At 70.7% G+C, this 16,680-nt stretch carries 13 protein-coding genes; 10 read left to right on the forward strand and 3 right to left on the reverse strand.

From position 1 onward, the window contains the following. Positions 1–103: 103 nt before the first annotated feature. The 4 genes from GGR04_RS07980 to olsB all read left to right on the forward strand — a co-directional run bounded on the left by GGR04_RS07980 (position 104) and on the right by olsB (position 3,698). Positions 104–1,237, forward strand: coding sequence for an RsmD family RNA methyltransferase (locus GGR04_RS07980; protein ID WP_183199310.1), 1,134 nt, complete (start codon positions 104–106; stop codon positions 1,235–1,237). Next, positions 1,234–2,115: a TrmH family RNA methyltransferase gene (locus GGR04_RS07985; RefSeq protein ID WP_246392943.1), complete on the forward strand. Its 882-nt coding sequence runs from the start codon at positions 1,234–1,236 to the stop codon at positions 2,113–2,115. Before GGR04_RS07980 ends, GGR04_RS07985 begins: the two co-directional genes overlap by 4 nt. Further along, positions 2,115–2,603: a signal peptidase II gene (lspA, locus tag GGR04_RS07990; RefSeq protein WP_376769838.1), complete on the forward strand. Its 489-nt coding sequence runs from the start codon at positions 2,115–2,117 to the stop codon at positions 2,601–2,603. Before GGR04_RS07985 ends, lspA begins: the two co-directional genes overlap by 1 nt. A 168-nt stretch (positions 2,604–2,771) precedes the next feature. Beyond that, positions 2,772–3,698, forward strand: a complete 927-nt coding sequence (gene olsB / locus GGR04_RS07995) for a l-ornithine N(alpha)-acyltransferase (RefSeq protein WP_183199313.1) — start codon at positions 2,772–2,774, stop codon at positions 3,696–3,698. Positions 3,699–3,752: 54 nt separating this feature from the next. Here the strand turns inward: olsB and GGR04_RS08000 are convergent, their stop codons facing one another. Continuing rightward, positions 3,753–4,064: a DUF1236 domain-containing protein gene (locus tag GGR04_RS08000; protein ID WP_183199314.1), complete on the reverse strand. Its 312-nt coding sequence runs from the start codon at positions 4,062–4,064 to the stop codon at positions 3,753–3,755. Between the two features lie 273 nt (positions 4,065–4,337). Between GGR04_RS08000 and mutS the strand changes: the two genes are divergently transcribed. Continuing rightward, entirely contained in the window at positions 4,338–7,061 is a 2,724-nt protein-coding gene (mutS, locus tag GGR04_RS08005) for a DNA mismatch repair protein MutS (RefSeq protein WP_183199315.1), read from the forward strand. 249 nt (positions 7,062–7,310) lie between these two features. Here the strand turns inward: mutS and GGR04_RS08010 are convergent, their stop codons facing one another. Together GGR04_RS08010 and GGR04_RS08015 are read right to left on the reverse strand one after the other, a co-directional pair. Next, positions 7,311–7,652 (reverse strand): CsbD family protein, encoded by a 342-nt coding sequence (locus tag GGR04_RS08010; protein ID WP_183199316.1) that lies wholly within the window; start codon positions 7,650–7,652, stop codon positions 7,311–7,313. 166 nt (positions 7,653–7,818) lie between these two features. Further along, complete coding sequence (locus tag GGR04_RS08015) at positions 7,819–8,757, reverse strand: EthD domain-containing protein (protein WP_183199317.1); 939 nt, start codon at positions 8,755–8,757, stop codon at positions 7,819–7,821. Between the two features lie 320 nt (positions 8,758–9,077). On the opposite strand from GGR04_RS08015, the gene GGR04_RS08020 reads away from it, so the two are divergent. From GGR04_RS08020 to GGR04_RS08040, 5 genes are all read left to right on the forward strand, one after another. Continuing rightward, positions 9,078–9,923, forward strand: coding sequence for an SDR family oxidoreductase (locus tag GGR04_RS08020; RefSeq protein ID WP_183199318.1), 846 nt, complete (start codon positions 9,078–9,080; stop codon positions 9,921–9,923). Between the two features lie 114 nt (positions 9,924–10,037). Next, positions 10,038–12,944, forward strand: a complete 2,907-nt coding sequence (locus GGR04_RS08025) for a [protein-PII] uridylyltransferase (RefSeq protein ID WP_183199319.1) — start codon at positions 10,038–10,040, stop codon at positions 12,942–12,944. Further along, a complete protein-coding gene (murJ, locus tag GGR04_RS08030; protein ID WP_183199320.1) occupies positions 12,941–14,554 on the forward strand; it encodes a murein biosynthesis integral membrane protein MurJ in 1,614 nt (537 codons plus the stop codon). The genes GGR04_RS08025 and murJ overlap by 4 nt, the downstream gene beginning before the upstream one ends. A gap of 276 nt (positions 14,555–14,830) precedes the next feature. Beyond that, positions 14,831–15,898: a tryptophan--tRNA ligase gene (gene trpS / locus GGR04_RS08035; protein WP_183199321.1), complete on the forward strand. Its 1,068-nt coding sequence runs from the start codon at positions 14,831–14,833 to the stop codon at positions 15,896–15,898. A 235-nt stretch (positions 15,899–16,133) separates the two neighbouring features. Next, complete coding sequence (locus GGR04_RS08040; protein ID WP_183199322.1) at positions 16,134–16,625, forward strand: universal stress protein; 492 nt, start codon at positions 16,134–16,136, stop codon at positions 16,623–16,625. Positions 16,626–16,680: the final 55 nt, after the last annotated feature.

A 16,680-nucleotide genomic window follows, 5' to 3' on the forward strand; every position in this document is an offset into this window, starting at 1 on the left:
CAAGCGCTTCCCGGCGCCATCCACGCCCCTCCCGCCGTTTCTTGGGCTCTAGGCGGCTCCCCCGGTTTGCGGCGGTCCCGCCCCTTGGGCTAAGAGCGGTGCGATGACGAAGAACCGAAACGACAAGCGCGGCGCGGGCGCACCCCGGCGCGAGGGCCGACCGGGCGCCGCCGGCGCGCCCCGACGCCCGGAGACGGCCGAGCGAACTCGCCGCCCGGCACCGGCCGCTGCATTGGCTCCTGAGCCCGCGCCGCCGCGCCCGAGCGCCGAGGAGCGGGCGAGCGAGGGCCGCCGCGACCGACCGCCGGTCGTCTGGCCCGCCGGGCCGCGGCCCGAGTTTCGCGCGCCGCTGGTGCTCACCGTCGAGCCCACCGCCGACTACGCGCTTCTGGACTCCGGCGACGGCGAGAAGCTCGAGCGCTACGGGACGCTCACCATCCGACGCCCCGAGAACCAGGCGATCTGGCCGCGCCGTGTCGGCGTCGACTGGGAGCGTGCCGACGCCGTCTTCACCGGCGACACCGACGAGGAAGGCACCGGGCGCTGGCGCTTCTCCCGCACCGACATCGGCGAGACCTGGCCGATGCGTCAGGACGCGCTGCCCTATCTCGGCCGCTTCACCTCGTTCCGCCATGTCGGCGTGTTTCCCGAGCAGACCGTCCACTGGCGCTTCATGACCGACGCGATCGAGGCGGCGCGGGGCGCGGGCGCCGAGCCGGTGCGCGTCCTCAACCTCTTCGGCTACACCGGGCTCGCCTCGCTGCTCGCGGCGCGCGCCGGCGCGGAGGTGACGCATGTCGACGCCTCCAAGCGCGCCATCGCCTGGGCCCGCGAGAACGCCGAGATCGCCGGTCTCGCGGAGCGGCCGATCCGCTGGATCTGCGAGGACGCCGTGCGCTACGCCGAGCGCGAGGCCAAGCGCGGCTCGCGCTACGACGTCATCCTCCTCGATCCCCCGAAATTCGGGCGCGGGCCGAAGGGCGAGGTCTGGCAGATCTTCGAGGACCTGCCCTATCTCCTCTCGCTCATGCGCCGGCTTCTCTCGGAGCGCCCGCTGGCGCTCGTGCTGACCGCCTATTCCATTCGCTCGTCCTTCTATTCGCTCGCCGCCCTCATGGGCGAGCAGTGCCGGGGCCTCGGCGGGCGGGTCGAATCGGGCGAACTCGTGATCCGCGAGGCGGGCGAGGACGCCCGCCTTCTCTCCACCTCGCTCTTTTCCAGATGGGTGTCCGCTTGACCCGAGACCGCGACGACGCCGCCCCGCCTTCCCGCCGCCCCGAACAGAAGCCGGCGACCGTCGCGCCCGGCCGCGTCAAGGAGGTGACGAGCGTCTCCAACCCGATCGTCAAGGACATCCGCAACCTCGCCCTGAAGAAGCACCGCGAGGAGACGGGCCTCTTCCTCGCCGAGGGGCTGAAGCTCGCCATCGACGCGCTCGACGCCGGCTGGCAGCTTGAGACGCTGATCGTCGCGAGGTCGCAGCTTCACAACGAGCTTCTCTCGAAGACCGCGGCGCGCGCCGTCTCGGTCGGCGCCGATCTCCTGGAGGCGAGCGACAAGGTGCTGGCCGCGATCGCCCGGCGCGACAATCCGCAGAGCGCCATCGGCGTCTTCCGCCAGAAGGCGGTGCGGGCGGAGCGGATCGATCTCGGGCGCGACGGGCTGCTCGTGGTGCTCGACCGGGTGCGCGACCCCGGCAATCTCGGCACGATCCTGCGCACCGCGGATGCCGCGGGGGCGCGCGGCGTGGTGCTGGTGGGCGAATGCGTCGATCCGTTCTCGCTCGAGGCGGTGCGCGCTACGATGGGCTCGATCTTCTCGGTGCCCGTGGCGCGGATGGACGAGCCAGCCTTCCTCGCCATGCGCAAGGGCTTCGGCGGGCTGGTGGTCGGCACCCACATGCGCGGCGAGACCGACTATCGAACGCCCGCCTACGGCAAGGGCGCGACGATGCTGGTCATGGGCAACGAGCAGTCGGGCCTGTCGGAGCCGCTGGCGGGGGCCTGCGACACGCTGGTGCGCATTCCCCAGGTCGGGCGCGCCGACAGCCTCAACCTTGCGGTGGCGACCGGCCTGATGATCTTCGAGGCGCGCCGGGGGAGCCTCAAGCTGTGATCGCGCGCCTTTTCTCCGGCTTCACCCTCGTTGCGCTGGCGGTCGCCGCCGACCAGCTCGCGAAGCGCCTCGTGGTGGAGCATATGGGTCTCGGCGAGGCCATCGAGATCCTGCCCTTTCTGGCCCTCTTCCACGCCCGCAACGAGGGCATCGCCTTCTCGATGCTGAACGACCTGCACGGGCTCGGGCTCGCCGGGCTCGCCGCAATGGTGCTCGCCTTCGTCGGCTGGCTCTGGTGGAACACGCCGCCCGAACGCCGCCTCAGCCAGATCGGCTTCGCGGTGATCGTCGGCGGGGCGATCGGCAATCTCGTCGACCGCGTGTCGCTCGGCTACGTCGTCGATTACATCCTCTTCCACACGCCGGTCTGGAGCTTTGCGGTCTTCAACCTCGCCGACGCCTTCATCACGATCGGCGCCGCGCTCATCCTTCTCGACGAGTTCGTGGTGGCACGGCGCCGCAAGCGCGGCGAGGCCGAGCCGACCTGATCGCTCGACGGACACCCGTCTCGCGGTCACGCGGACTTGATCCCGCCACCATTTCGGCGCCATCGCGCGCCAGTCTGACCGTCACGGGCCGATCGGCCGTCATGCGCCTGTCGCGCTCGCTCGCTATCGGGCAGGCGTGGCCGAGCGGCGCGGGACGGGAGTTGAACGATGGGTGCCTATGTCAGGATCGAGACGCGCACCGCCAGGGTCGCGCGGATCGCGGAGCCGCTGGGAACGATCATGAAGTCGATGCTTCCGGCCTCGCAGCGCCGCACCGACCTGCCGCTCGACCCCAACTCGCCGGTGCTCGGCCAGCTCGGCTCGATGGAGGTTCGGCTCGCCCGCTCCAAGGACGAGGTCCGCGCCGCGCAGGAGCTTCGCTACCACGTCTTCTACGAGGAGATGAACGCCAAGGCCTCGCCGATCCAGAAGATGACGCGGCGCGACCGCGACGTGTTCGACCGCAACTGCGACCATCTCCTCGTGCTCGACCGCGCGCGGGCGGGCGAGACCGCCGGCCAGATCGTCGGCACCTACCGGCTGCTGCGCCAGTCGCAGGCCCGCAACACCGGTGGCTTCTACACCGCGCAGGAGTTCGAGATCGACGGGCTGGTGGCGCGCCATCCCGGCAAGCGCTTCCTCGAGCTCGGCCGCTCCTGCGTCCTCAAGGACTACCGCTCCAAGCGCACGGTGGAGCTGCTCTGGCAGGGCATCTACGCCTATATCCTCGAACACCGGATCGACGTCCTGTTCGGCTGCGCCTCGCTGAGCGGCACTGACACGGCGGCGCTCGCCGCGCCGCTCGCCTTCCTGCGCGACAACGCGGGCGCCCCCGAGGACTGGCGCGTCGCTGCCGTCCCCGAGCGCCGCGTGCGCCTCGCGGCCTCGGCGGTCTGCGCCGACCCCAAGCGTGCGCTCGGCGGCCTGCCGCCTCTCCTCAAGGGTTATCTGCGCCTCGGCGGCTATATCGGCGAGGACGCGGTGGTGGACCGCCAGTTCAACACGACCGACGTGCTCGTGGTGCTGCCGGTGGAGAACATCAAGCAGCGCTACATCGCCCATTTCGGCGGCGAGGCCGGCCGCAGCGCGGCCTGACCTTCGAACGAGGACGGCCGCCGATCGAGACCGGCGCTCCTGCCGCGCCCGTTTTTAGTCGAGGCGCACCACGGCGCGGGTCGCCATCTCCACGATGATCGGGCGCCCCTCGTAGTAGAAATACCCGTAGACCGGGTTCTCGCCGATCGTCGCCAGCTGCACCGATTGCGGCACGGAGGCGCCGAGCGAGGGGGTGAACGGGATCGACACGTCGGCGACCGGATGGTCGACCGCGTATTGGTGGACGTTGACGGTCTCGCCGGTCTGCGCCCGCGCCGCGTCGGCGCCCGCCAGCGCGACGATCGCGGTCGCTCCGAGCGCGCCGGCTCGAAGGAAACGCAGGAGGTCGTGGCGGATCTGGCTCATGGGGCTCTTTCGCGGGACGGCGCGTCGGCCGTCGGTCGGGTGAGGTTGCGTCGGTGCAACATAGGTTGGCGGCACGAGGTTGGAAAGCAACTCCCGCCGCAGCCGCACGAGGCTTTTCGCAGGTGCGCGCTGAATAGAGGCTGAACGCACGGCAGATCGGCCGCGCGAGATCGGCGTCGGTGCTGGGGGAGGGCCTGTGAATCCTGGGGAGTGTCGACGCACCGAGCCGCCCGGCGGTTTCCCTCGCAGCCTCCCCTCGGCTATCCCTGACGCATGCTGGAAATCCTGCGACCCGACCGCGATCTTGAAGCCGGTGCCCCCGAGCCGGCGTCGACGCCGATGATGGCGCAGTTTCTGGCGATCAAGGCGGCGCATGCCGACTGCCTGCTCTTCTACCGGATGGGCGATTTCTACGAGCTGTTCTTCGACGACGCGGTGGAGGCCTCGCGCGCGCTCGGCATCACGCTGACCAAGCGCGGCAAGCATCTGGGCGCCGACATCCCGATGGCCGGCGTGCCCGTGGTCTCGGCTGACGACTACCTGCAGAAGCTCATCGCGCAGGGCTTCCGCGTCGCCGTCTGCGAGCAGGTGGAGGACCCGGCCGAGGCGCGCAAGCGCGGCTCGAAGTCGGTGGTGAAGCGCGACGTCGTGCGGCTCGTCACGCCCGGCACGATCACCGAGGAGACGCTGCTCGAACCCGGCCGGCCCAACCACCTGATGGCGATGGCGCGCCTCGGCGGGGCGGACGGCGAATGGGCGCTCGCCTGGAGCGACCTCTCCACCGGCTCCTTCCGGGTCGCGGCCTCGACGCTGGAGGCGCTGGGCGCCGACATCGCGGCGGTGGAGCCCTCCGAGATCGTGGTGCCCGACACGCTCTCGCGCGACGAGCGCCTGGCGCCGCTCTTCGCGCGGCTCGGGCGGCGCGTGCGCTTCGAGCCCGCGCAGCTCTTCGACGGCGCCACCGCCACCGAGCGCCTCTGCCGCTTCTACGAGGTGGCGACGCTGGAGGGCTTCGGCGCCTTCGGACGGCCCGAGCTCGCGGCCGCCGCCGCGCTTCTCGCCTATCTCGGCCGCACGCAGCTGAAGGCGCGGCCGGCGCTGGCGCGGCCCGAGCGCGTCGAGGCCGGCTCGTTCCTGCGCATCGACGCGGCGACGCGCACCAGCCTCGAACTCATCCGCACCGCGAGCGGCAAGCGGAGCGGCTCGCTCCTCGCCGCGATCGACCGCACCGTCACGGGCGCGGGCGCACGGCTGCTGGCGGCGCGGCTCGCCTTTCCGTTGACCGACCCCGCTGACATCGCCGAGCGCCAGGGCAGCGTCGGCTTCTTCGTCGCGGAGGCGGGCCTGCGCCAGGCGCTGCGCGAGACGCTGCGCGGCCTGCCCGATCTCGAACGCGCGCTCGCCCGCCTCTCGCTCGACCGCGGCGGCCCGCGCGATCTCGGCGCGCTGGCCGAGGCGCTGCGGCGCGCCGCCGATCTCGCTGCCCTGGAAGCCGCGCCGGGCCTGCCGCGCGAACTCGGACAGGCGCTCCGCGACCTCGCGGCGCTGCCCACGGCGCTCGCCGAGTGGCTCACCGCGACGCTCGGCGACGCGCTGCCGGTGAACCGGCGCGACGGCGGCTTCATCCGCGCCGGGGCGCTGCCCGCGCTCGACGATGCGCTGGCGCTGCGCGACCATTCGCGCCGCGTCGTCGCCGAGTTGCAGGCGCGCTACGCGAGCGAGACCGGCCTTCGTGCGCTGAAGATCCGGCACAACAACGTGCTCGGCTATTTCGTCGAGGTGCCGGAGGCGCAGGGGCCGACGCTCCTCGCCGTGCCCAAGGAGGAGGGGCGCGGCTTCACCCATCGCCAGACGCTGGCCTCGGCCATGCGCTTCTCGACGCTGGAACTCGCCGATCTCGAGACGCGCATCCGCGAGGCCGCCACGGAGGCGCTGCGGCTGGAGCTGGAGGCCTTCGATGCGCTGCGCGCCGCCGTTCTGGCGCAAGCGCCGGCGCTGCAGCGCGCCTCGGCCGCGCTCGGCGTGCTCGACGTCTCGGCCGGACTCGCCGATCTGGCGGTCGCCGCCGACTGGTGCTGCCCGGTCGTGGACGCCAGTCTCGCCTTCCGCGTCGAGTGCGGTCGCCATCCGGTGGTGGAGGCGGCGCTGAAGGCGTCGGCGGGGCCACGCTTCGTCGCCAACGACTGCGATCTCTCGCCGCCCGCCGGCTCGGGCCGCAAGGGCGGCGGCGCCATCTGGCTGATCACCGGCCCCAACATGGGCGGCAAGTCCACCTTCCTGCGCCAGAACGCGCTCATCGCCGTGCTCGCGCAGATCGGCGCCTTCGTGCCCGCGACCTCGGCCCATATCGGCGTGGTCGATCGCCTCTTCTCCCGCGTCGGCGCCTCCGACGATCTCGCCGAGGGGCGCTCGACCTTCATGGTGGAGATGGTCGAGACCGCCGCGATCCTCAACCAGGCGAGCGAGAGGACGCTCGTGGTGCTCGACGAGATCGGCCGGGGCACGGCGACCTACGACGGCCTGTCGATCGCCTTCGCGGCGGTGGAGCATCTCCACGAGGTGAACCGCTGCCGGGCGATCTTCGCCACGCATTTCCACGAGATGACGGCGCTCGCCGCGCGCCTCAAGCGCCTTTCCAACGCCACGGTGAGGGTGAAGGAGTGGGAGGGCGAGGTGATCTTCCTCCACGAGGTGACGGCCGGCGTCGCCGACCGCTCCTACGGCATCCAGGTGGCGCGCCTCGCCGGCCTGCCGCCGGCGGTGGTGGAGCGGGCCCGCCAGGTTCTGACGCAGCTGGAAAAGAGCGAACAAGGCGAGCGCCGCACCGCCTTCATCGACGATCTGCCGCTCTTCGCCGCGCTCAACGCCCGGCCCGCAGCGCCGGCCGCCCCCCCCGCCGCGCTCGCGGAACTCGCCCGCATCGATCCCGACGCGATGAGCCCGCGCGAGGCGCTGGAGGCGCTCTATCGGCTGAAGGGGCTGGCGGGAGCGGGTTGAACGGATTCCACCGAACGGACGCCACGGGGCGGTCGCGTCGATGGCGTTCTTCAATTCGGAGCGAGAATGTTTCCGGCGGCGATGGAAGCGCCCGCAATCGTGACGTCGCAGAAACAATCGACGGCGGGATCGTGATGGGCCCGCCCCGTGGCGGCCGACTGACGGATGTTTCCGGCCGGGTCCGACGCAAGGTCCGCGCGCCTTCGCGGCCGCGGCGCCGATCTGCGCGCGGCCGCAAGCAAAGGGCGCTCAGTGGCGGTCGCGCGCGATCAGCCCGAGCAGGAAGCCCAGGATGCCCGCGACGAAGAGCGCCGAGACCGGGTTCTCGCGCACCTGCCGGCGCACGATGCGGCTGCCGTCGCGCGCATACTCGCCGGCATCCTCGTAGAGATGCGAGGCGTAGCGCGAGGCTTCGGTACCGGCCTCGCGCAGCGTGTCGCTGGCCTGGCCGTAGAGGTTGCGGGCGACGCCCTCGGCCTCGCGCACGCGGCCCTGCACCGAATCGCGGTCCGAGTTGACGGCATCGCCGAACGCGCCCTGCACCTTGCCGCCGAGTTCCATGGCAGCGCCCTCGATCCGGTTCTTGTCCATGACGGTCGTCTCCTTCGATTCAAAGCTGGCCGCGGTGATTGCAAGCGCGACCGTTGGTCTGCCGCTATAATCGCGTAGCCGGCAATTCGTTCGACCGCGCCGCGAATAACGCGCATCGCGACCCGCGCCGCCAGCGACGCCGACCGCTCGCGCCGACGCATGTCGTTTACGCGGCCTCCTTGAGGCGGCCAGTCCGCAGGAGGTGGCACACGTCGTCGCCGACCTGGTTGATCGCGCCGAGGCGTTCGATCAGTTGGGCCGGGCGGCTGCCGCGCAGACCCGCGAGCGTCAGGGCCCCGTCCCTCACGTAGACGTAGACGCCGCTGACCGCGAAGGCCGAGGCGAAGGCCGAGGCGAAGGCCACATGGTCGGCCAGACCCGCAGCGGCCGCCGCGAAGGCATTGGACGCGTAGAAGGTGCGCCGCGTCCGCGGCGAGGCGAAGGCGAGTTCCAGGAAGGCCATGCGCGCCCGCTCGGGCGGCACGGTGTGGTCGACCTTCGGCGCCGGGGGCGCCGGCGCGGCGTTGTCGTAGACCTCGGGCAGGTGGAGCCGCGCCTTGAGCACCGCGTCCTCGGCGGCGAGCGCACGGGCGAACCGGTCGATGCGCTCGGCGAAGGCAGGGCCGTCCGTATGAACGGCGCCGAAATGGAGGTGGATCCGGTCGAGGCCGTCGTCGCCGTTCGGCGAGGGCTCGGCCACGAGATCTTTCAGCGTCGTCGAGCCGCGCGGCAAGGCATAGGCGACGGTCGCGGCGAACATGTTCTGCTCGTCGGCGAAGAGGATGGGGCAGGCGGCGTCGAAGGCCGACTGGCCCTCCACGCTCTCGAAGCCGATCTCGACGCCGCCGTCCAGTTCGTAGTCGGCGAAGGCCGCGATTCCCTCGATCGCCGGGAAGAGATGGGCATCCTGCTCGCGGTCGAAATGGGTCTGCACGTACCAGCCGAGGCCGGGAAGGCGCGAGCAGAGCGGGCCATGGACGTCCCGCCAGTAGGTTGCGAACAATTCGTGGGGGACTTTCGGCCGGCGCAGCACCGTCGTGTAGGTGTTGATCGCGATGCGTGCGTCGCGTCCGGCATGGTCGGGGGCGGGGGAAAGCTCGGGCATGGGGGATCTCCGGTTTCGGTTCCGAGCCTCGGCGAGCGGGCGCGGCGGTGCGGGGGACGGTGGCAGGAGCGGATCGTGCCTTCGTCGTCTGCGAGCTAATCCGCGCCCCTGCGCCGGCCAGACGGCACCGAACGGGAACCTGGGCACGCCGCGGTTCCCACCTCGATCTCTCTTCCCGGCGAGCGTCTCGCTCGCCTGGCCATCCTTGCCCGGCCAAGGTTTCCGCGCTCCGTGCTCGCGGAACGTCCCGGCGGCGGGCGGCTTCCCCCTGCGACCCGGGCGGTGCGCCGCCCGTCTGTGAACGTGAAGGGACTGCCGACATGACGAACTTTCCGCCCCAGCACCAGGACCGCGATCCCGGCCTTGAGCACGAGATGGACCCGCGGCCGGACTACGCGCCGCGCTTTCCCGGCTCCGGCCGGCTGAAGGGCAAGACCGCGATCATCACCGGCGGCGACAGCGGCATCGGGCGCGCCACGGCCGTGTCCTTCGCGCGCGAAGGGGCCGACGTCGCGATCCTCTATCTCGACGAGGACGAGGATGCCGAGGAGACCAAGGCGCTGGTCGAGAAGGAAGGGGGCAAGGCGATGCTGATCGCCGGCAACGTGCGCTCCAAGGCCTTCTGCCGCGAGGCGGTCGAGACGGTCGTCGCCGCGTTCGGCAAGCTCGACATCCTCGTCAACAACGCCGCGCACCAGGAAGAGAAAGAGGACCTGCGCGAGATCTCCGAGGAGCAGCTCGCCAAGACCTTCGAGACCAACATCTACGGCTATTTCTACATGACGCAGGCCGCGCTCGACCATCTGAAGCCGGGCGCCGCCATCGTCAACGTGACGTCGGTCAATTCCTACAAGGGCAACGACACCCTCATCGACTATTCCTCGACCAAGGGCGCCATCACCGCCTTCACGCGCTCGATGGCGATGAACCTCATGGACAAGAAGATCCGCGTCAACGGCGTCGCGCCCGGCCCGATCTGGACGCCCTTCATCCCGATGGCGATGGACGCCGAGACGGTGGCCGAGTTCGGTAGCCAGGTGCCGATGAAGCGTGCCGGCCAGCCCAACGAGGTGGCGGCCGCGCTGCTCTTCCTCGCCTCCGACGACGCCTCCTACTTCTCGGGGCAGGTTCTGCACCCCAACGGTGGCACGATCGTCGGCGCCTGAACGACCGTATTCGAGTGAAGGCGAGATCCGGCGGCGGGACCGTCGCCGGATCTCAACGTTTTGTCAGCGGGCGAAATGCTCTATAGCGACAGGCCCCTGACGGAAGGCATCGACATGACGGTTCCGGCGACGACGGCGAAGGTCGCGACCCGCCCACGTGAGGCATCCGCCCCGCGCGGCGGTTCCTCGCGCTCCGGCGCGCTGCGTCTCGACGAGCTGCGTCTCGGCGAGATCGTCGACGGCACCGCGCTGCGCGCCGAGCTCGATGCGCTCGGCGGGCCGGAGGGCGGCCTTCGCGCCGGCGATCCGGAACTGAGAGCCCGCGTCCTGCAGATCCTCAAGGGCGTCAACGCGCATGGGCGCCAGGCGGCGCAGGAGATGCTCTTCGCGGATGGCGGCGGGCTCTCCTGTGCGGCGCGCATCTCGCACCTTCAGGACGAGATCATCCGCGCCGTCTACGCGTTCGCGCTGCACCACGTCTTCGGCTCGCCCAACCTCTCCGCCGGCGAGCGCATGGCGATCCTGGCGGTCGGCGGCTACGGGCGCGGCACGTTGGCGCCGGGCTCCGACATCGATCTCCTGTTCCTGCTGCCCTACAAGCAGACCGCGCTCGGCGAGCAGGTGGCCGAGTATCTTCTCTATCTCCTTTGGGATCTCGGCCTGAAGGTCGGCCACGCCACGCGCTCGGTGGAGGAATGCGTGCGCCTGTCGGAGACCGACTTCACGATCCGCACGGCGCTTCTGGAGCGCCGCCGGGTCTGCGGCGACGAGGCGCTCTTCGCGGAACTCGGCGCCCGCTTCGAGGCCGAGGTGCAGACGGGCACGGGCCGCGAGTTCATCGCCGCCAAGCTCGCCGAGCGCGACGCGCGCCACGCCAAGAGCGGCGACACGCGCTATCTCGTGGAGCCCAACGTCAAGGAAGGGAAGGGGGGCCTGCGCGACCTCCACACGCTGTTCTGGATCGCCAAGGACCATTACCGCGTCGACACGCGCGAGGCGCTGGTGGCCAAGGGCGTCTTCTCGCGGCGCGAGGGGCAGATCTTCCAGAAGGCCGAGGACTTCCTCTGGGCCGTGCGCTGCCACATGCACTTTCTCGCCGGCAAGGCGGAGGAGCGCCTCTCCTTCGACATCCAGCCCGAGATCGCCCGTCGCCTCGGCTACAGCAGCCATCCCGGGCTGACCGAGGTCGAGCGCTTCATGAAGCACTACTTCCTCATCGCCAAGGACGTCGGCGACCTCACCGGCATCTTCTGCGCCGCGCTCGAGGACGAGAAGGCCAAGGACGCGCCGGGCCTTCGCGCCTTCGTGCGCTCGCTGCGCCGGCGCGCGCGCTCGATCCCCGGTACGCTCGCCTTCCTCGTCGACAACGACCGCATCACCGTCGCCGACCGCCACGTCTTCGCCGCCGACCCGGTGAACCTCCTGCGCATCTTCAAGCTCGCGGCGGTGCACCAGCTCGAATACCACCCGGACGCGCTGAAGCTGATCCGCCGCTCGCTGCGCCTGATCGACGCCTCGCTTCGCGCCAACCCGGAGGCCAACGCCCTCTTCCTCGACGTGCTCACCGACCGCACCGACCCCGAGCTGCACTTACGCCGGATGAACGAGGCGGGCGTCCTCGGCCGCTTCATCCCAGAGTTCGGCAAGATCGTCTCGATGATGCAGTTCAACATGTACCATTCCTACACGGTGGACGAGCATCTGCTGCGCACCGTCGCCGAGATGTCGCGGCTGGAGCGCGGCGTCTCGGGCGAGGAGCTTCCCGTGTCGAGCGCCATCGTCCACACGGTGAAGGACCGCGTGCCGCTCTACGTGGCGCTGCTCCTCCACGACATCGCCAAGGGGCGGCCGGAGGACCATTCGATCGCCGGCGAAATCATCGCCTACGAGCTCTGCCCGCGCTTCGGGCTCGACGCGCGCGAGACCGCGCTCGTCGCCTGGCTGGTGCGCGACCATCTCGTGCTGTCGATGACGGCGCAGCAGCGCGACCTCACCGACCGCAAGACGATCCGCGACTTCGCCGAGCGGGTGCAGACCCTCGACCGCCTGAAGCTCCTGATGATTGTCACCGTCTGCGACATCCGCGCCGTCGGCCCCGGCGTCTGGAACGGCTGGAAGGGCCAGCTCATCCGCACGCTCTACGCCGAGACCGAGCTGGTGCTCACCGGCGGCTTCTCCGAGACCTCGCGCGACCAGCGCACCCAGTATGCCCGCCGCCAGCTCGCCGCGCATCTGGAGGGCTGGGCCGAGGAGGAGCGTACCCGCGCCGTCGACGGGCACTACCAGAACTACCTCCTCACCGTGCCGGTGGACGAGCAGGTGCGCCACGCCGAGTTCGTGCGCGACGCCGACCGGGCGGGCCGCAGCTTCACGACCATGGCGCAGACCGACCGGTTCCGCGGCATCACCGAGATCACCGTGCTGGCGCCCGACCATCCGCGCCTCCTCTCGATCATCGCGGGCGGCTGCGCGGCGGCCGGCGCCAACATCGCCGACGCGCAGATCTTCACGATGACCGACGGGCGCGCGCTCGACGTCGTCACCGTCAACCGCGAGTTCACCGACGACGAGGACGAGCTGCGCCGGGCCGGCCGCATCGCCCGCAACATCGAGGCGCTGATGGACGGGCGCGAGGCGATCCCGGCCATGCTGGCGCGCCGGCGCGCGCCGCGCGTGCTGCCCTCCTTCGCCTTCCGGCCGCGCATCGACGTCGACAACGGCCTCTCCAACCTCCTCACCGTGATCGAGGTCGAGGGGCTCGACCGGCCCGGGCTGCTGGCCGACCTCACCGGCGCGATCTCGGACCTCAATCTCGACATCCGCTCCGCCCACATCTCCACCTACGGCGAGAAGGTGGTCGACGTCTTCTACGTCACCGATCTCCTCGGCCTGAAGATCGCCGGCGAGGGCCGCACCGAGCGCATCCGTCGCCGCCTCCTCGCGGTCTTCGACAGTCCCGAGGGCGAGGTCTCGTCGCCCTCCGCCAAGCCCTCGCCGGTCGCCTTCGGAATCGTCTCTTGAGCCTCCTGAAGAAGTTCGCCACCGTCGGCGGCGCCACGCTCGTCAGCCGCGTCTTCGGCTTCACACGCGAGATGATGATGGCGTCCGCGCTGGGCATCGGCCCGGTCGCCGACGCCTTCAACCTCGCCTTCCGCTTTCCCAACCTATTCCGGCGGCTCTTCGCCGAGGGCGCCTTCAACGCCGCGTTCATTCCCCTCTTCGCGCGCTCGCTCGAGGAGGAGGGCGAGGAGGGCGCCCGGCGCTTCGCGGCCGAGGTCTTCTCGACGCTCTTCACGGTGCTCGCGATCCTCACGCTTGCCGCCATGATCTTCATGCCCTTCCTGGTGAAGACCGTGATCGCGCCGGGCCTCGCCGCCTGCATCGACGACCCCGAGACGCTGCGCCAGCAGCTCTCCTGCGAGGACCGCTTCGCGATCACCGTCGCCTTCTCGCGGATCATGTTTCCCTATCTCGCCTGCATGTCGATGATGGCGATGGTGTCGGGCATCCTCAACGCCTTCCGCCGCTTCTTCGCCGCGGCCGTGGCGCCGACCATCCTCAACTTCGCGCTGATCGGCGTTCTCGCCTGGTGCTGGTGGCGGGGCGCCGACGAGCGCACGATCGGCTTCCTCATGAGCTGGGGCGTGCTCGTGGCCGGAATCGGCCAGCTCGTCGTCGTCACGCTCGCCATGCGCCTCGCCGGCTTCTCGGTGGCGCTGCGCCGGCCGCGCTGGACGAAGAGCCTGAAGCGCCTGCTCGTGCTCGCCGGCCCCGCCGCGCTCATCGGCGGCATCACCCAGATCAACCTCTTCGTCGGCCAGGCCATCGCCTCCTACCAGCCCGGAGCCGTGTCGATCCTCACCTATGCCGACCGGCCCTACCAACTGCCGCTCGGCATGGTGGGCGTCGCCATCGGCGTGGTGCTGCTGCCCGAGCTCGCCCGCGCCCTCAAGGCCGGGCGCATGGAAGAGGCCCAGCACACGCAGAACCGCTCGCTGGAATTCGCCCTCTTCCTCACCGTGCCGGCGGCGGTGGCGCTGTTCATCATCCCCGAGCCGATCATCCGCCTCATCTACGAGCGCGGCGCCTTCGACCCGACGACCACCGTGCGCGTCGCCGCCGTTCTCGGCCTCTACGCGCTCGGCCTGCCCGCCTTCGTGCTCATCAAGGTGTTCTCGCCCGGCTATTTCGCCCGCGAGAACACCCGCACCCCGATGATCGTCACCGGCTTTTCGGCTGCCGCGAACACGGCTCTGAGCCTCGTGCTCTTCTGGCTCTACGCCGAGCGCGGCATCGCGCTCGCCACCACGCTCGCCGGCTGGCTCAACGCCTGGCTGCTCTTCGAGGGCCTGCGCCGGCAGGGGCTCTGGCATGTCGACCGGGCCCTGGTGAAACGATGCGCCCTCGTCGTCCTCTCCGCCGCCGCCATGGGCGCGGCGCTCCTGGCGATGATGCGCGTCCTCCACCCCTATCTCGCCACCGGCGCCTCCGCCCTCCATCAGGCCGGCGCCCTCGTCCTCCTCGTCGTGGCGGCGATGGCCGTCTACTTCGCGGTCGCCCTCGCCACCGGCGCCGCCGACCGCACCCTCGTCGCCAAGCTCCTGCGCGGCCGACGCAAGGCGCGGGTCTGAGCCAAGGCGGGGCTGCCGCCCCGAGCCCCGCCCGAGGGCTAACACCCCCGGACCCCCGCTTCTTTTCGATCCGCGATCGGGGTGGGCCAGCGGCCCGCCCCGATCGCGTAAGGAAGTGACGGGGTTCCAAGGACCTCAGGCCCTTGGCGGGGTGCAGGGGCAGCGCCCCGCATGGTCCAGACCCTTGCGTCTCGCTTGATCGCCCGGCGCGGCTCGGCCATAAGGCGCGACTTGTCCGACGCCCTTCCAACCGGCGTCCTTTGGAGTTCGCGTGCGATGACCGCTTTCAAGCCGCTGGTGTTTTCCGGCGTCCAGCCCACGGGCAACCTGCATCTCGGCAACTATCTCGGCGCCATCCGGCGCTGGGTGGCGTTGCAGGCCGAGCATCCGTGCCTGTTCTGCGTGGTGGATCTCCACGCCATCACCGTGTGGCAGGAGCCGGCCGATCTGGAGCGGCAGATCCGCGAGGTCACGGCGGCGTTTCTGGCGAGCGGCATCGACGCCGGGGAACACATCCTCTTCAACCAGAGCCGCGTGCCCGAGCATGCGGAGCTCGCCTGGATCTTCAACTGCGTCGCCCGGCTCGGCTGGATGAACCGCATGACGCAGTTCAAGGACAAGGCCGGCAAGGATCGCGAGAACGCCTCGCTGGGCCTCCTCGCCTATCCCAGCCTCATGGCGGCCGACATCCTGGCCTACCGCGCGACGCTCGTGCCGGTGGGCGAGGACCAGAAGCAGCATCTGGAGCTGACGCGCGACATCGCCGCCAAGTTCAACCACGATTTCTCGGCCCGCATTTCCGAGAAGGGCCTCGGCGTGCCCATGCCTGTGGGTGACGAGACCGTGGACGGCTATTTCCCGCTCACCGAGCCCCTGATCGAGGGTCCGGCGACGCGGATCATGAGCCTGAAGGACGGGTCGAAGAAGATGTCGAAGTCGGACCCCTCCGACCTCTCGCGCATCAACCTCACCGACGATGCCGACACGATCTCGAAGAAGATCCGCAAGGCCAAGACCGACCCCGACGCGCTGCCCTCCGAGCCCAAGGGCCTCGCCGGGCGCCCCGAGGCCGACAATCTCGTCGGCATCTACGCCGCGCTCGCCGATCGCACCAAGGCCGACGTGCTGACGGAATACGGCGGCCGGCCCTTCTCCGAGTTCAAACCGGCGCTCGCGGACCTCGCCGTGGAGAAGCTCGCGCCCATCGCCGGCGAGATGCGCCGCCACCTCGCCGACCCCGCCGAGATCGACCGCACCCTGCGCGACGGCGCCGCCCGCGCCCGCGCCATCGCCGCGACCACGCTCGCCGAGGTCAAGTCCATCATCGGCCTCCTCGGCAACTGACGGGCGCGGCAAGACGGGGGCTCTGCCCCAGACCCCGCCAAGGGCCTAAGGCCCTTGGAACCCCTTCACTTCCTTCGATGATCGGGGTGGGCCGCTGGCCCGCCCCGATCATCGATCAAAAGAAAGCGGGGGTCCGGGGGTGTCAGCCCCAGGGCGGGGCTCGGGGCGGCAGCCCCGCCTCGTCCACAACCCCCGCCCGCTTGCCGCCGCCGACCGGCGCTGCCATGGTCCGGCCATGGTATCGAAGCGATTGGGACGCGACGCCGGCGGGCGTCGCAAATTTCTGGCGGTGGTGGACGAGACGCCCGAATGCGGGCGTGCGGCGGCCTATGCGGCGCGGCGCGCCAAGGCGAGCGGCGGCGCGGCAGTGCTGCTCTACGTGATCGACGGTGCGGATTTCCAGCAATGGCTGGGGGTGGGCGAGATCATGCGGGCGGAGGCGACGGAGGAGGCGGAGACGCGCCTGTCGCGGGTCGCCGACGAGATCCGGTTGGCCGTCGGCCTGGAGCCCGAGACGCTGGTGCGCGAGGGCAAGACGGTGGACGAGATCCGCGATCTCATCGAGGCCGACCGCGAGATCGCCATCCTCGTGCTCGCGGCGAGCGATTCGACGGAAGGACCGGGACCGCTGGTCTCGGCGGTGGCGGGCTCGGGCTCGGCCTTCCCGATTCCGGTGACGATCGTGCCGGCGACGCTCAGCGACGAGGAGATCCAGAGCCTCTGCTGAGAGAGGGCGGGCGGCGGCTTTGCTTGCGGGCGGCGGCGCGGGCGCTTATCTGAGG

This window comes from Aureimonas pseudogalii (assembly GCF_014196835.1).
GTDB lineage: Bacteria > Pseudomonadota > Alphaproteobacteria > Rhizobiales > Rhizobiaceae > Aureimonas > Aureimonas pseudogalii.

What these genes read in the sequence shown, in the direction of transcription:
- GGR04_RS07980 (WP_183199310.1), top strand. Translation starts at nt 104, where the DNA reads ATGACGAAGAACCGAAACGACAAGCGCGGCGCGGGCGCACCCCGGCGC.
- olsB (WP_183199313.1), top strand. Translation starts at nt 2,772, where the DNA reads ATGGGTGCCTATGTCAGGATCGAGACGCGCACCGCCAGGGTCGCGCGG.
- GGR04_RS08000 (WP_183199314.1), bottom strand. Translation starts at nt 4,064, where the DNA reads ATGAGCCAGATCCGCCACGACCTCCTGCGTTTCCTTCGAGCCGGCGCG.
- mutS (WP_183199315.1), top strand. Translation starts at nt 4,338, where the DNA reads ATGCTGGAAATCCTGCGACCCGACCGCGATCTTGAAGCCGGTGCCCCC.
- GGR04_RS08010 (WP_183199316.1), bottom strand. Translation starts at nt 7,652, where the DNA reads ATGGACAAGAACCGGATCGAGGGCGCTGCCATGGAACTCGGCGGCAAG.
- GGR04_RS08015 (WP_183199317.1), bottom strand. Translation starts at nt 8,757, where the DNA reads ATGCCCGAGCTTTCCCCCGCCCCCGACCATGCCGGACGCGACGCACGC.
- GGR04_RS08020 (WP_183199318.1), top strand. Translation starts at nt 9,078, where the DNA reads ATGACGAACTTTCCGCCCCAGCACCAGGACCGCGATCCCGGCCTTGAG.
- GGR04_RS08025 (WP_183199319.1), top strand. Translation starts at nt 10,038, where the DNA reads ATGACGGTTCCGGCGACGACGGCGAAGGTCGCGACCCGCCCACGTGAG.
- trpS (WP_183199321.1), top strand. Translation starts at nt 14,831, where the DNA reads ATGACCGCTTTCAAGCCGCTGGTGTTTTCCGGCGTCCAGCCCACGGGC.
- GGR04_RS08040 (WP_183199322.1), top strand. Translation starts at nt 16,134, where the DNA reads ATGGTATCGAAGCGATTGGGACGCGACGCCGGCGGGCGTCGCAAATTT.